The sequence below is a fragment of the Gillisia sp. CAL575 genome, assembly GCF_000403785.1.
In the GTDB taxonomy this organism is placed as follows: domain Bacteria; phylum Bacteroidota; class Bacteroidia; order Flavobacteriales; family Flavobacteriaceae; genus Gillisia.
In genome coordinates, this window is sequence record NZ_APHJ01000023.1 from 136,061 (window position 1) to 150,467 (window position 14,407).

Genomic DNA, 14,407 nt, shown 5'->3' on the forward strand with positions numbered 1-14,407 from the left:
AATCCTTTAATTATGGTCCAATTCTTGGTCCCAAAAGATTAGGATATCTGGAATCTAAAGAAATTTTATGCTCCTGAATCCTTCAATATTTATATCGTAGTATTCTTCTATTTATTTTGAACTATGCTCAAAAGGTGTTTTTCTCCCAATTTTCAGATCTTATCTGCCTTCGTAAGATCACCATATTACGTGCATACATTATCACTCCGAATGCATGCCCAGCGAATAGTACAGGATCTTCTCTATATACAGAATAGATTATAATTAAGGAGGAGCCAGCTAAACTAAGTAGCCAAAATCCTAATGGTAAAAGAGATTCTTTGTGTTTTTCTGAATAGATCCATTGATAAATGAATCTTAAGGTAAATACCACCTGAGATATAATTCCTAACATTAATAACCAAAACGGAATTGCATCGTTTTTAAACAATCTATCGGCGTCGTAAATATTGTTATTATATCCAAGAATCACAATTAATGCAGGGAAGATCCAAAGGAGAATTCTAAGATACTTATGAATTTTAGTCCATTCTCCTTGCAGTTGCAGATTACGAATATAAATGAAATAGGTAAGTGTTTGCCCTAACATGATAGCGAAATCACTTCTTAAGTAGCCATAAAGGAACATTAGAAACGAAGCTACCAGACTCATTTTCCAAAAGAAGGATGGAGTTAATACTTTTTTGTTTTTTTCTGAAAGTATCCATTGAAATACAGATCGCCCGGAAAAGAGCAATTGCGCTAAGAATCCGACACTATAAATCAGCCAAGAACTCATCCTTTTTTTGCAATCTTATAATTAATATATTTATTTTTCATCCATACATAAGCAAAGCAATCCATTAAAGGACCCAGTAATCTATTCCATACTCCAAAGTTTGCCGTTCCAGCCATTCTTGGGAAATGCTTTATTGGTACTTGTTTTATCTTTCCATGCTGCAATAGAATCATAGCAGGTAAAAATCGGTGTAAACCTCTAAACATGGGAATGCGTTTGGCATAATCTGTTTTAATTATTTTTAAAGGACAACCGGTATCATCCATGCCATCATCAGTAAAAGTTCTACGAATGCCATTTGCTACAGTAGAAGACATATTTTTAACAAATGAATCTTTCCTGTTATTACGGTATCCAGTGACCAAATCGTAACCTTCAAGATTGTCTAGCAAAAGATTAAAATCCATAGGGTCTGTTTGAAGATCAGAATCTATATAACCAGTTAGAGAAGTGTCAACATGATCAAATCCCGCTTTAATGGCAGCGCTCAAACCGCAATTTTTTTCGAAACTAATAAATTTAAAATCTGGATTGGAATGGCAAATATCCTCAATTATCTGTTGACTCTTATCGCTAGAACCATCATTTACAAATAAAACCTGTGTAGGAACGTGGGCTATTTTTATATAATCAGAAAGTTCTTTTTCTACACGTTTCAGGTTATCCTCCTCGTTGTAAAGGGGTACAATTACAGTAAGTGCTTCAGGCATTAAATATAGATTGGATGATTTATCTAGAATTGTTAACAAATGTATGCAATAAATCTAAACTGAATCTAAAGTGAGGTGGTAGTGAAGAAATTAAAAATTAACTTCATACAAGGAGATTAAGTGGATTTTTAAATCTGAACTTTATATTTTCTTTAGGTTTAAAATTTAATTTTGAATAAGGAATTTTATTATGCGTAAAAAATTAAACGAGTTAGAAGCTACTGCAATTTGTGGAAATGACATTAGTTCTTCTTGTCTATATGTTTCTGCTCTCGCGATATTTTATGCAGGTCAATATGCATGGGTTTCTTTATTAATGGTGGCTGGAGTTTTATTTCTTTTCAGAAAAATTTATGGAGAAGTAGTAGGTGCCTTGCCTTTAAATGGTGGTGCTTATAATGCATTGTTAAATACTACAAAGAAATCTACAGCCTCCCTTGCTGCTGCACTTACAGTGCTATCTTATATGGCTACTGCAGTAATTTCTGCTAGTGAAGCTGTTAAATATGCTTATAGCATTTGGAACCAGATCCCGATTTTACCAGTAACTATCGGGCTATTATTGCTTTTTATGGGACTGGTTATCATTGGAATAGGAGAATCTTCTAAAGTAGCTATCGTGATATTTATATTTCATTTATTATCTCTCACTTTGTTATGTGGGTTCTGTCTTTATTATTTTTTTAATAATGGCTTTGAAACTCTAATTGCAAATTTCCACATGCCAGTACAGGGAGGCATTGTCCAAGCGCTGTTTTTCGGATTTTCTGCTGCGATGCTGGGAATAAGTGGATTCGAAAGTTCTGCCAATTTTGTAGAGGAACAAAAAAGTGGTGTGTTTCCAAAAACATTAAGAAATATGTGGATTGTTGTAAGCATTTTTAATCCGCTAATTGCTTTTTTAGCCTTGGCTTTGATCCCAATGGAAGTTGTAAATAATAATCAGGAAGCCTTACTTTCTTTCCTCGGTAAAATATCTGGAGGCAATTGGCTTTCCTTATTGGTAGGTATAGATGCAGCATTGGTTTTAAGTGGTGCTGTATTAACTTCTTTTGTAGGGGTTGGAGGATTAATGGAACGGATGGCATTAGATAGAATCCTTCCAAGCGTTCTATTGAAAAAGAATAAGAACAAAAGCTCATATCTAATATATATTCTATTCTTTATATTATGTATTTCTATTTTATTGGTAACGGGTGGAGAATTGGCAAAATTAGCAGGCGTGTATACTATTGCTTTTTTATCTGTAATGGCGCTTTTTGGGATTGGGAATTTCCTTTTGAAAGTAAAAAGAAAGAGACTTCCACGGCCAGAGCGAGCTAGTTGGTTAGCATTAATTGTTGCTATAGTTGCTGTTATCGCTGCTATAATAGGTAATATCGTTTTAAATCCTCCTTACCTATTAATCTTTATAGAGTATCTGGTACCTACTTTATTTGTGATATTTTTCATGTTGTATTATAGTTATATTTTAAGAGGATTCTTAATTTTTAGTAGGTATGTTTTTCCTGCAAACAACAAATTTTTTAATAAGCTTAATAAAAAAGCAAAGAGAAAATTAGCGGAAATAAGCGGGCAGCAATTTGTGTTTTTTACTAATCATGATAATGTAGAAAACTTGAATAAAGTAATGCTGTATATTACTAAAAATGAATCCACTAGAAGATTAAAAATAGTCTCAGTTCTGGAGGATGATATGAAAGTTCCCGCGGGACTTAAAACAGATATTGAAGTTTTAGATAGAGCCTATCCAGACATAAATATAGAATTTATTGAAGAGCCTGGAAGATTTTGTCCAGAAAAGATCAAAGAACTTTCTATACGATGGAAGATACCAACTAATTTTATGTTTATTGGTGCTCCTAGTGAGAAATTTGAATTTCCGGTTCAAGAACTTGGAGAGGTCCGTCTTATTATTTGATTCTTTCTCAAACATTCTTTCCACCCTTCCTTAATACTATCTTTAGATTTCAAGCTTAATTTCACCAAGTTGATTATAGATTAGATGTTAGATTTTGCCCAGAAGTAGGAGAGGAGTTTTAAGAAAGTTCTTAAAATTCTTCTCTTGATGGACTGTAGTTGAGTAATGCTGCATTTTTTAAGTAATCTTCTACACGTATTTAATCTACTAAGATATATAATATTGAAAAAGCTATTAACAATATGGTTTGTCTTAATTATCCACGCTTTTGTTAGTGCCCAAGAAACTCATAATTTGGATTTCTTTATAGAACAGGCTAAAAAAACTTCCCCAAGTTTACTGGAGAATAGAAATCTTGAAGCTGTTGGAGATCTCCAAAACAAACTCATTATTGCCCAAAATAATTCCTTTCAAGTAAATTCCACTTCAGAGATTCTAATTGCTCCTTATTTTAATAATAATGGACGCGCAATAGCTATAACTACGAATCCTTCTTCCAATGCTTATGGCTACGATATTGGAATTACCAATGGTGGACTGTATTCTTCACAGATCAACATCACCAAAAACCTTTTTAATCAATCAGTTTTAAAAAATCTTCTTTTTCAGAATAAAATAAGTAATAGTGCTCTTTCGCTTTCTTCGGAAGAATTTTCACATAACCTTATAAAAAACATTTCAGATGCTTATATAATTGCATATCAACTTCAGCTTCAAGAAAATTTTAATCGGGAGCTATTAGGAGACTTGGATACAAGGTTGAAAGTGGTGGAATTGCTTGTAAAAAAAGGAATCTTGATGGAAAGTGATTATTTGTTACTTCAGCTAGATATTGAAGGAAAAAAACTGGAATTACAGCAATTAAAAAGCGATTTTAATACTGCGATAAATCAATTATACACTTTAAGTGGGATCCCCGCAGAAGATATAGATCAACTTATATTTCCAAATTTAGAACAGATAAAATCTCCCCTAAAAAAATTCTACGAACAGCGTTTTCAAAATGATAGTTTGCAACTGGCAGCAGATCGTGCAATTTTCGAAAATCATTACAAACCGCAAGTAAGTGTGTATACCAATGCGGGTGTCAACGCAGTAGAATTTAATAATATCGAGCATAAAATTGGAACTAGTGCCGGTTTGCGTTTAACTATTCCTATTTATGATGGTAACCAGCGGAAACTAAATGCTATGCAATCTCGATTAAGACAGGATAATTTGAATTTTTATAAGCAGAATTCGGAAGTTCAATTTTCTAATAACTTAAAGAATATAGAACAGCAACTGGAAGCCTTGGAAAATAACAGAACACTGCTTGAAATTCAGTTAAATAAGCAACTAAACATCCTGGAGATCTACAAAGGGAAATTAGTACAAGGGCAAATATCTATTGTAGATTATCTTAATGTTATACAAAACTATAAGCAAAATGTCTATGCTAAATTGCAAATGCAAACCAATAAATGGCTCTTAAAAAGTCAGTATAATTATATAAACTGGTAAAATATGACTGGTAAATTATTAAAAGGTATTTGCATCCCTTTATTTATTCTGATATTTTGGGGATGTATTAATAAAGTTGAAACTGCCTTAGAAAATAAGGCAGCTATAAAAGTGGAAACTACCTTGGTACAACAATCGGATATAAAGGAATATCTTAATTTTAATGGAGTTACCAAGTATCAAAAAAAAGAGAATATACGCTCCAATGTTACCGGATATATCTCCCGAATGAATTTTACAATTGGAGACAGAATTAATAATGGACAACTATTCGCAAGTGTAAGAACTAAAGAACAGGATGCGCTGAAGGATGCGGTAAAAATTGATAGTTCGTTATCTAAATTTATAAGTCCAATAATTATAAGAAGTAATGTTAGTGGAATTATTGCTGAATTGAATATCACCTCCAACGATTATATTGCAGAAGGAGATATTTTAGCATCGGTGGTGCAACCAAAATCCCTTGTTATTCAAGTTAATGTACCTTATGAATATGAAGATTATGTGAGCAAAGGAACACTTTGCGAGATCTTTCTTCAGAATGGAGAAACAATATTGGCCAAGATCACGGGCAGTTTACCAACTATAGATCCTGTAGCTCAATCTCAAATATTCTTAATTGAATTACCAACTTCAGACCTGCCAGAAAATTTGAATGTACAGGTGAGAACAATTTATAGAGAAGCTATAGAGGCTTTAAGCGTTCCAAAAACAGCGTTACAAACAAATGAGTTACTAACAGAATACTGGGTAATGAAGGTTGTTCAAGACTCTTTGGCCATAAAACAATTAGTTCTCCCTATGTTAAGAAATGATTCTTTAGTACAAATAGCACCTGGATCTTTAAAGACGCATGACATTATTATCACAGCTGGCGCTTATCAAATGCAAGATTCCACAATTGTTAGTAAATCCAACTAATGAAAGATCTTCATTCTAAATATAAATTTCCACTTTTAGCAATCGCAATCTTATTGATAGCAGGTGGAATTTTTTCTTATTCAAATTTAAAAACCGGACTTTTTCCAGACATCACTTTTCCAAAGATTAAGGTAATTGCAGATGCAGGACAACAACCTGTAGATAAAATGCTGACTACAGTGACTATTCCGCTGGAAAACATAATTCGTCGGACAGAAGGTTTGCAATATATAAGAAGTACTACCAGCAGAGGAAGCTGTGAGATTTCTGTTTTTTTAGATTGGAATACCGATATAAATACCGCGAAAGCCCAAATAGAATCTTTTATAAATCAATCTCAAGGGAGCATTCTGCCAAACACTGTGTTTTCAGTTGAAAAAATGAATCCTTCTATTTTACCTATAATGGGATATTCTTTGGAAGGTGAAAACCTTTCTCAAGTAGATCTTAAGAAAATAGCGAAATATCAAATTAAACCCTATTTGGCGGCAACACCTGGAGTTTCTGATATTGCTGTAATAGGAGGAAAGGATAAGGAATATCAAATTGTTTTAAAACCAGACATTATTAAATCTCTGGGTATCTCCATTACAACTATTCAGGATGCCATAGTGAATTCCAATGTTTTACAGTCTAATGGTTATATAACAGATTATAACCGCATGTACCTAACCTTAACCGATAATGCTGTTGACGATCTGGAAGACCTTCAATCTTTGGTCATTATTAATAGTCCCAATAGATTAATACGATTAAAAGATGTTGCAGATATTAAAATAAGTGAGGTCAAGGAATATGTGAAAATTCTGGCGAATGGTAAAAATGTACCCATTATTGCTATTATAAAACAACCTAATGCAAACCTAATAGATGTAAATACAAATATTGAAAAAAAAGTTGCTGAACTATCCAAATTATTGCCCCAAGGTGTTGTTCTAAAACCATATTATAAACAAGCAGATTTTGTAAATACGAGTATTAAAAGTATTCAGGATGTTCTACTTATTGGATTGGTTTTAGCATTATTAGTAGTGATCATTTTTCTAAGGTCATTTTCGGCTAGTTTGGTGGTTTTGTTCACTATTCCAGTTTCACTTGCTCTTACCTTGATTATTTTAGATGCGGTAAACTATACGTTTAATATAATGACACTGGGTGCAGTTGCTGCTGCAATAGGGCTCATGATAGATGATGTGGTTATTATTATAGAACAAATTCATAAACTGAGAGAAGAAAATCCAGAGCAACCAATTTCCTGGGTGGCACATGAAGCTATTCAACATCTTTTTCCAGCCATGTTAGGATCTTCCTTAAGTACATTGGTAATTTTTATTCCTTTTGTTTTAATGACGGGAGTTGCTGGAGCCTATTTCCAGGTGATGGCGTTTAGTATGATTATCGCCTTAGCTTCTTCATTTGTAGTCACATGGCTAATAGTACCTGTGTTTTCAATTTTATTTGCGGGAAAAAAGTCGAAAGCAAGGAAACACGAAGCAAAAACTAAGTGGATACACAGTGTTTTAAGCAAGCCTATAATTGGAATCACTTTTCTAATTATTTGTGTTGTGATCTTAGCGATCATTCCTTCAAATTTGCCCTCAGGATTTTTACCAGAAATGGATGAAGGAAGTATTGTTTTAGATTATAATAGCCCTGCAGGAACCACTTTGGAAGAAACCGATAGAATGCTGCAAATATTAAATGGGATCTTGAACACACAACCAGAAGTAGAAGCATATTCAGCCAGACTTGGTACTCAAATGGGATTTTTTATTACTGAACCTAATCGCGGAGATTATCTAATTAAACTGAAGGATAAAAGAAATGCTAGCACAGATGAAGTTTCAGACGAAATACGTAAAAGAGTTGAAGCTGCTGTGCCCCAACTAACTGTAGATTTTGGGCAAGTAATTGGAGATATGTTGGGTGATCTTATGAGTTCTGTACAACCTATTGAAGTGAAAGTCTTTGGAAGTGACGTAAAAAAAATTGAAGCTATTTCACAGCAAGTTGCTGCAGAAATCGAAAAAGTTAATGGAACTGCAGATGTTTTTGATGGAATTGTGGTAGCGGGTCCTACGTTGTCTATCATTCCAAATGTTCCGATTTTAGCTCAGTATGGCATGACTCCAGCAGATTTCCAACTTCAGCTTCAAACCCAAATAGAAGGTACAGTTGTTAGTACAATGTTAGATAGGGAGCAAATTGTGGATATTAGACTAATTTATCCAGATGCTTATAAAACATCTATCGCAGACATTAAAAATACGGCAATCCTTTTGCCAAATGGGTCCAGCGTTCCAATAAATAATGTTGCAAGTATTGAGGTTGGTAAAGGCGTAGCAGAAATCAATCGAGAAAATCAAAAATCAATGGGAGTTGTAACTGCACGTTTGGATAATCGTGATCTGGGTTCCACCTTAAAAGAAATTCAGTCTACACTTTCTAAAAATGTGAGTTTGCAGTCTGGATACACCATAGAATATGGTGGCGCTTATCAAGAACAACAAAAGGCTTTTAGAGAATTAATGATGATCCTCGTATCTGCCATTCTATTGGTGTTTATTGTTATCTTATTTTTATTCAGAAGAATTAAAATTGCATTAGCTATTATAAGTATCGCCATTTTAGGAGTTGCGGGATGCTTATTGAGTTTGTATTTAACAGGAACTCCATTAAATGTTGGAAGTTATACCGGTATTATAATGATTGTTGGGATTATAGGGGAAAATGCCATTTTTACTTATAGACAATATCAGGATAGTAATATAAATTTTTCACATCTTGAAAAGATAGAATATGCTATTGCAGCAAGGTTAAGACCTAAATTAATGACCGCATTTGCTGCAATTATGGCTTTAACTCCATTAGCACTGGGAATTGGAGCAGGAGCACAGCTGCATCAGCCTTTAGCCATCGCGGTAATTGGGGGATTGGTGTTTGCCTTACCTTTACTATTAATTGTACTGCCTACAATCTTAAAGCTTATCAAAGAATAAATTAAAGGCTTAATAAATACATTATTAAAGGAATCTCATTTTAAATTAAGAAATATGGAAACGTTTAAAAGTAATATTTCAAATTTAGATTTTCCCGTAAGTGAAAAAATTACAGGAAATACAATACGCAAGACTATTTTTGATTTTATAAAATTAGAGCATCCTAAATTTGCCAGAACCCAGCTACTATCTGTTTCTGAATTAAATAGATACCGCCAAAAATATTTAGAAAATGTTTTATTAAAAGAAGCTGGGGAATTATCTACGTTGGAGACAGATGTATTACAAAGTATAGAAAATCAGGAATTAATCACTGCTAATCTTTTAGACGATACTAATGTCCAAAACACGTATGGCCAGCGACTAGCAGATAAAGTGGCAACTTTTGGCGGGAGTTGGAGATTCATCATGATTTTTGGGGTTTTTATTTTAATATGGATGATCATTAATATCATTTTTTTAGCCACAAAAGCTTTTGATCCTTATCCCTTCATTCTCTTAAATCTTATTTTGTCTTGCTTGGCAGCATTGCAAGCACCAGTAATAATGATGAGTCAAAATAGACAAGAAGAAAAAGATAGAGAACGTGCCAAACAAGATTATATGATTAATTTAAAGGCAGAACTAGAAATAAGAACTTTGCATGAAAAAATAGATCATTTAATAATTCATCAACAACAAGAATTATTGAATATACAGCAAATACAAGTGGAGATGATGGAGGATATATTGAAAAAGTTTAAAGAGTAATTTTTAGATTGAATTTAAACTTATAGTTAACTAATTAATAAAAAAACCAATCATGAAATTTTTGATAGCTGAGGACGAATTGGATCTGCAACAATCCATAGTAACTTATTTAGAAAAGGATGCGAATATTTGTGAAGTAGCTTCAGACTTTCATGAGGCTTTAGAGAAAGTGGAACTTTATGATTATGATGTAATAATATTAGATATTAATCTAATTACAGGAAGTGGCTTAGAAGTATTAAAAGCTTTAAAGAAGGGAAAGAAGAGTGCTGGAGTAATTATAATTTCAGCTAACAATTCCTTAGACGATAAATTAGAAGGTTTAGATCTTGGTGCAGATGATTATCTTACTAAGCCTTTTCATTTAGCCGAATTAAATTCTAGGATCAAGGCGGTATTGAGAAGAGGGAAATTTGGTGGGGATGAAACAATTGAATTCAATGAAATTAAAATAAATACAAAATCACGAACAGCCTATATAGATGATGTGCCTCTTACACTTACCAGAAAAGAATATGATCTATTGGTGTTTTTTGTAACCAACCAAGGAAGAGTACTTTCAAAGGAAATAATAGCAGAGCATCTTTGGGGAGATGACAGTGACCTTATAGATAATTTTGATTTTATTTATGTACATATTAATAATCTTCGTAAAAAAATGACAGGGGAAACTTCAAAATATATTAAGACAGCATATGGGAGCGGTTATAAATTTATAAATCACTAGTTTGTCCAAACAGCAAAAACCAGTTAAGCTTTTAAGAAAAGCATCTAAAATATTTCTTTTTATAAGCGGTATTTTGATGATAGTTAGTACAGTAGCTTTATATTTTTACACTAAAAATTTATTGCAAGATGAAGTAGAAGAAGAACTTTTTTCTACTGAAGCTAGAATAGAGAGTTCGCTTAAAGAAAATAACCAAGCCTTTTCTTTACCACCTGTTATTGAAGTTGTGGAAATTTTAGATTTGAAAACGGAGTTTCTAAAAGACACTTTGATTTTTGACCCTTCTCAAAATGAAGATGAGGTTTTCAGAGAACTCTCAACTTTTAAGATAATAAATGGAAAGAACTATAGGATAACTGTTAGGAATCTGGTTGTGGAATCTAAGGATATACTTATTGCTATTGTTATATCTTATTTTATTATAATTCTTCTTACCTTATTATTTCTGTTCTATTTTAATGTTGAAGGCAACCGGAAATTATGGATTCCTTTTTTTGAAAACCTCGAAGCAATGAAAGTTTTTTCAGTTAAGTCTGAAAATCCAATTGAATTGGTAGAGAGCAATATTCTAGAGTTTCAGGAATTAAGTACAGAAATTTCTATACTCACAAATCAGGTTCGAGACGATTATCAAAATCTAAAACAATTTACAGAAGATGTTTCCCATGAGTTGCAAACTCCTTTAGCCATCATGCAAGCTAAAATTGAGAACATCATTAATACCAATGCAATAGACGAAAATCAATATCTATTATTTTCTTCTTTACAGCAAGATATACAAAGGCTTAAGCAACTTAATAAACGATTAATTTTACTTACTAAAATTGAAAATAATTTATTTGTCAATATAGCTGAAATAGATATTTCCAAACGTATTGAGAAGACTGCTTTTAATTTTAGAGAACTATTTAATGTTGATATTATCTTTGATGAAAGTCAAAGCTTAAATGTTTCTATGGATCCTTATCTGGCTGAGGTGCTTTGTAATAATTTAATTTCTAATGCTGTTAAACATAGTTCAAAACAAGAGAGTATTTTAGTTGCATGTACTCAAAATTCCCTAATTATTTCCAATTTGGGAGAAGAACCAATTGAGAATCCGGAAAAATTATTTAATAGATTTTATAGAGAATCTAAAAGTAACCAGTCTACAGGTCTTGGATTAGCAATCGTGAAAAGGATATGTGATTTGTATGAATTTAAAGTCGATTATCAATTTCAAGATAGTAGACATCTGTTTAGTATAATTTTTAAATAGTAGATTAAATTTAGAATTGCTTTAATCTGTCTTTAGATTTCAACTTTACTTTTATACCAGTTATAAATTTAAAATCGATAGTATGAAAATTATGAAAGGATTTTTCAGCGTTTTGCTAAGCATAGGTTTATTTTCTTTTTCAGCCGGTTTAGGAGATAAAGCACCTCAAAAAGTAAAAGAGGCATTTCAGAAAAAATTCCCTACAGTTTCTTCTGTAGAATGGGAAAAAGAATCTGAAACCGAATGGGAAGCAGAATTTAAAATTGATAAAATTAAGTATTCTGCCAATTTTTCAGAAAATGGAACTTGGATAGAGACAGAGCACGAAGTTCGCAAAAAAGATATTCCTAAGAATGTGTATAATTCTTTAATGATTGAATTTCCTGGTTATGAGATAGAGGGAGTTGAAATTTCTGAAACAAAAGATGGAAGTTTTTATGAATTTGAAATAGAAAGAAAGAAAATAACGATGGAAGTAGTAATAGGTAAGGATGCAAAAATTATTAAAAAGACCAAAGTCGACGAAAGGGATTAGTTTAATTAATAGTTTTGATTTTATAAAGCCGCGGAAATGTGAATAACCACGGCATTTACATTTAAACAATTAGTGTTGTCATGATAAAATCTAATAATACAGTTTACCTATTCTTAATTCTTTTATTGCTTTGGTGTTCTATTAGTAATGCTCAGAATAAAAACATTGAAACAGCCGGTGATATCTTCCTATTTGCTGTTCCAGCTGTTAGCTTAGGAACAACTTTAGTTCTTAAAGATAAGGCTGGGTCTTGGCAATTTGCTAAGGCATTTTTAACTAATGCAGCGGTTACCTACGGCCTAAAAGTGGCATTAAATAAACCTAGACCATACAATAATGGAGATAATGCATTTCCATCTGGTCATACTTCTATAACTTTTCAAGGAGCTTCATTTATCCATAGAAGATATGGTTTCAAATATAGTGTACCGGTATATCTTGTAGCTGGATTTACAGCATTTAGTAGAATAGATGCCCAAAAGCACGATGGCTGGGATTTATTGGCAGGAGCGGTAGTTGGAATTGGCAGCACTTATATATTTACCACACCTTATCAACAAGAGCATATGGAGTTAACTATGAGTTCTGCGAATGGAGAATATCTTTTAGGGTTTATGTATAAATTTTAGTAAAATTTAAATCTGTGATATCTTATATACACAATGAAGCTCTGGTATTTTGCCAGACATTACTTTCCAATAGTATTTGCTCAAATTATCAATTTCATAATTTAGATCATACCAAGGAAGTACATAAAAATGTGTTATTAATTGCTGAAGAAGAGAATATAACTTCTAATGAAAAAGAGATATTAGCAATCTCAGCACTTTTTCACGATACAGGCTATTCTGAAATTTATAAAGGTCATGAAAAAATTAGCATGCAAAATGCCGAAGAATTCTTAAAAAATAGAAATTTTGACAGTGACGGTATTTCTTCGGTTATAAATTGTATCGCTGCTACCAGAATGCCACAAGAGCCTCATAATATTTTAGAGAAAATCATTTGTGATGCAGATTTTGCCCACCTCGCTTCAACCGCTTATTTACAGAAGATCGCTTTACTTAGAAAAGAGTGGAGTTACTTTTTGGGAATAAACTTCTTGGATGAAGAATGGAAAACTTTAAACATCAATTTCCTAAGCAATCACCATTACCATACGAACTTTGGAATGACGATAATGGAAAAATATAAATTAAATAACTTGCAATTATTAGAAGAAACCTTGGTATTTGAAAATTGAGATGTTATTTATTGTTTTTTACTGAAAATGAAATTAATCAATCTAGGAACACTCTCGTTTTCATTTAGATCAAAGCATTCTTTAATTTGTAAAAGATCAAAGCCATTCTGGATGGCAGCATCTGTATAATCTGTGATATGATGTGTGTAGACTTCTAATTCTTGGATAGTAGAACCATCATTAAACTTAGCCTTACTTCCAGAATATTGTTTAAAAGGATGAAGTTCACAAATATAAAATTGTCCATTATCTTTTAAAACTTCAGATGCTTTTTTAAAAATCAAATTAAGATCTCTAATATGCTCCAGCACCAAATTACAGGTTATTAAATCTATACTATTAGGCGCAAGATTCCAATTTTGAGTGAAATCTTGTTGTTTAAAAGTGACATTTTTAGAAGAAATCTTTTGCTTTGCTATCTCCAACATTTCTTCAGAAAAATCAAAAGCGGTTAGAGAATCGCATTTTTTAATTAACCATTGGGTGTTTTTACCTGTCCCGCAGCCTAATTCTAAAATGTGACCATAGGAAGGTTTGTTAAGAATTTTTTTTGTAACTATTTCATCAAGATCACGTGTTTTATTGAGATTTGAATCATAGGTGGCAGCCCAAATATTGTATGCTTTTTCAATACTCATACTTTAATTTTATTATTCCTTAGATCTTGAAATTTTTATGAATCTTTTCTGAAGAAGGCCTATTCCCATTATTACAATTACGCTTATGGAAGCGGTAATTCCTAAAGCGCCCCCAAATCCTTCAAAATAACTACCAGTATGTAAATATAGAATAGAATACATGATTCCTGTAAATGTTAGCATCCAGTAACTATGTATAATTTTATTAGAAACCATACCTACAAATGATGCTCCCATAAACGCAACAGGTATATTATGGGTGAGAAAAGGGGTAAGTGTATCTGGAAATAAATAAAAGAATATGCCAACGCTCAGGGATAATCCCGCAGAAGCTCTCACTGCTCCATGCTCCATTTTTGTGCTTACATAAAAGGTCAAAACGACGCCTATAATAGAGATTATGCTTATTAATATATTTTCCATT

Annotated in this window: 14 protein-coding genes; 10 read left to right on the forward strand and 4 right to left on the reverse strand. The window is 32.4% G+C overall.

From position 1 onward, the window contains the following. Positions 1 to 127: 127 nt before the first annotated feature. Complete coding sequence (locus I130_RS07155) at positions 128 to 778, reverse strand: lipid-A-disaccharide synthase N-terminal domain-containing protein (protein ID WP_034920771.1); 651 nt, start codon at positions 776 to 778, stop codon at positions 128 to 130. Next, positions 775 to 1,488 carry a glycosyltransferase gene (locus tag I130_RS07160; protein WP_034920773.1) on the reverse strand — a complete coding sequence of 238 codons (714 nt, stop codon included), beginning with the start codon at positions 1,486 to 1,488 and terminating at the stop codon, positions 775 to 777. The genes I130_RS07155 and I130_RS07160 overlap by 4 nt, the downstream gene beginning before the upstream one ends. A 190-nt stretch (positions 1,489 to 1,678) precedes the next feature. Here I130_RS07160 and I130_RS07165 point away from each other — a divergent pair, with 190 nt between their 5' ends. From I130_RS07165 to I130_RS07210, 10 genes are all read left to right on the forward strand, one after another. Beyond that, positions 1,679 to 3,409: an APC family permease gene (locus tag I130_RS07165; protein ID WP_034920776.1), complete on the forward strand. Its 1,731-nt coding sequence runs from the start codon at positions 1,679 to 1,681 to the stop codon at positions 3,407 to 3,409. 222 nt (positions 3,410 to 3,631) lie between these two features. Beyond that, complete coding sequence (locus I130_RS07170) at positions 3,632 to 4,912, forward strand: TolC family protein (RefSeq protein WP_034920778.1); 1,281 nt, start codon at positions 3,632 to 3,634, stop codon at positions 4,910 to 4,912. A gap of 3 nt (positions 4,913 to 4,915) precedes the next feature. Continuing rightward, positions 4,916 to 5,833, forward strand: coding sequence for an efflux RND transporter periplasmic adaptor subunit (locus I130_RS07175; protein WP_034920781.1), 918 nt, complete (start codon positions 4,916 to 4,918; stop codon positions 5,831 to 5,833). After that, positions 5,833 to 8,832 carry an efflux RND transporter permease subunit gene (locus tag I130_RS07180; RefSeq protein ID WP_034920784.1) on the forward strand — a complete coding sequence of 1,000 codons (3,000 nt, stop codon included), beginning with the start codon at positions 5,833 to 5,835 and terminating at the stop codon, positions 8,830 to 8,832. The genes I130_RS07175 and I130_RS07180 overlap by 1 nt, the downstream gene beginning before the upstream one ends. A 54-nt stretch (positions 8,833 to 8,886) precedes the next feature. Beyond that, positions 8,887 to 9,582: a DUF1003 domain-containing protein gene (locus I130_RS07185; protein WP_034920787.1), complete on the forward strand. Its 696-nt coding sequence runs from the start codon at positions 8,887 to 8,889 to the stop codon at positions 9,580 to 9,582. A 52-nt stretch (positions 9,583 to 9,634) separates the two neighbouring features. Further along, on the forward strand, positions 9,635 to 10,309 hold the full coding sequence (locus tag I130_RS07190; RefSeq protein WP_034920790.1) for a response regulator transcription factor: 675 nt from the start codon (positions 9,635 to 9,637) through the stop codon (positions 10,307 to 10,309). A 76-nt stretch (positions 10,310 to 10,385) separates the two neighbouring features. Beyond that, on the forward strand, positions 10,386 to 11,567 hold the full coding sequence (locus I130_RS07195) for a sensor histidine kinase (protein WP_051119648.1): 1,182 nt from the start codon (positions 10,386 to 10,388) through the stop codon (positions 11,565 to 11,567). Between the two features lie 82 nt (positions 11,568 to 11,649). Next, positions 11,650 to 12,102, forward strand: a complete 453-nt coding sequence (locus tag I130_RS07200) for a PepSY-like domain-containing protein (protein WP_034920794.1) — start codon at positions 11,650 to 11,652, stop codon at positions 12,100 to 12,102. A gap of 80 nt (positions 12,103 to 12,182) precedes the next feature. Continuing rightward, complete coding sequence (locus I130_RS07205; RefSeq protein ID WP_034920796.1) at positions 12,183 to 12,731, forward strand: phosphatase PAP2 family protein; 549 nt, start codon at positions 12,183 to 12,185, stop codon at positions 12,729 to 12,731. Positions 12,732 to 12,745: 14 nt separating this feature from the next. Then, positions 12,746 to 13,345 carry an HD domain-containing protein gene (locus I130_RS07210; protein WP_034920799.1) on the forward strand — a complete coding sequence of 200 codons (600 nt, stop codon included), beginning with the start codon at positions 12,746 to 12,748 and terminating at the stop codon, positions 13,343 to 13,345. Between the two features lie 8 nt (positions 13,346 to 13,353). Here the strand turns inward: I130_RS07210 and I130_RS07215 are convergent, their stop codons facing one another. Both I130_RS07215 and I130_RS07220 read right to left on the reverse strand, forming a co-directional pair. Further along, complete coding sequence (locus I130_RS07215; RefSeq protein WP_034920800.1) at positions 13,354 to 13,983, reverse strand: class I SAM-dependent DNA methyltransferase; 630 nt, start codon at positions 13,981 to 13,983, stop codon at positions 13,354 to 13,356. Positions 13,984 to 13,995: 12 nt separating this feature from the next. Beyond that, complete coding sequence (locus tag I130_RS07220) at positions 13,996 to 14,406, reverse strand: hypothetical protein (RefSeq protein WP_034920802.1); 411 nt, start codon at positions 14,404 to 14,406, stop codon at positions 13,996 to 13,998. Position 14,407 lies beyond the last annotated feature (1 nt).

Excerpts from the sequence above, each read along its gene's own strand:
- I130_RS07195 (WP_051119648.1), top strand. The coding sequence starts at position 10,386 with ATGATAGTTAGTACAGTAGCTTTATATTTTTACACTAAAAATTTATTG.
- I130_RS07165 (WP_034920776.1), top strand. The coding sequence starts at position 1,679 with ATGCGTAAAAAATTAAACGAGTTAGAAGCTACTGCAATTTGTGGAAAT.
- I130_RS07155 (WP_034920771.1), bottom strand. The coding sequence starts at position 778 with ATGAGTTCTTGGCTGATTTATAGTGTCGGATTCTTAGCGCAATTGCTC.
- I130_RS07220 (WP_034920802.1), bottom strand. The coding sequence starts at position 14,406 with ATGGAAAATATATTAATAAGCATAATCTCTATTATAGGCGTCGTTTTG.
- I130_RS07200 (WP_034920794.1), top strand. The coding sequence starts at position 11,650 with ATGAAAATTATGAAAGGATTTTTCAGCGTTTTGCTAAGCATAGGTTTA.
- I130_RS07185 (WP_034920787.1), top strand. The coding sequence starts at position 8,887 with ATGGAAACGTTTAAAAGTAATATTTCAAATTTAGATTTTCCCGTAAGT.
- I130_RS07180 (WP_034920784.1), top strand. The coding sequence starts at position 5,833 with ATGAAAGATCTTCATTCTAAATATAAATTTCCACTTTTAGCAATCGCA.
- I130_RS07205 (WP_034920796.1), top strand. The coding sequence starts at position 12,183 with ATGATAAAATCTAATAATACAGTTTACCTATTCTTAATTCTTTTATTG.
- I130_RS07215 (WP_034920800.1), bottom strand. The coding sequence starts at position 13,983 with ATGAGTATTGAAAAAGCATACAATATTTGGGCTGCCACCTATGATTCA.
- I130_RS07175 (WP_034920781.1), top strand. The coding sequence starts at position 4,916 with ATGACTGGTAAATTATTAAAAGGTATTTGCATCCCTTTATTTATTCTG.
- I130_RS07160 (WP_034920773.1), bottom strand. The coding sequence starts at position 1,488 with ATGCCTGAAGCACTTACTGTAATTGTACCCCTTTACAACGAGGAGGAT.
- I130_RS07190 (WP_034920790.1), top strand. The coding sequence starts at position 9,635 with ATGAAATTTTTGATAGCTGAGGACGAATTGGATCTGCAACAATCCATA.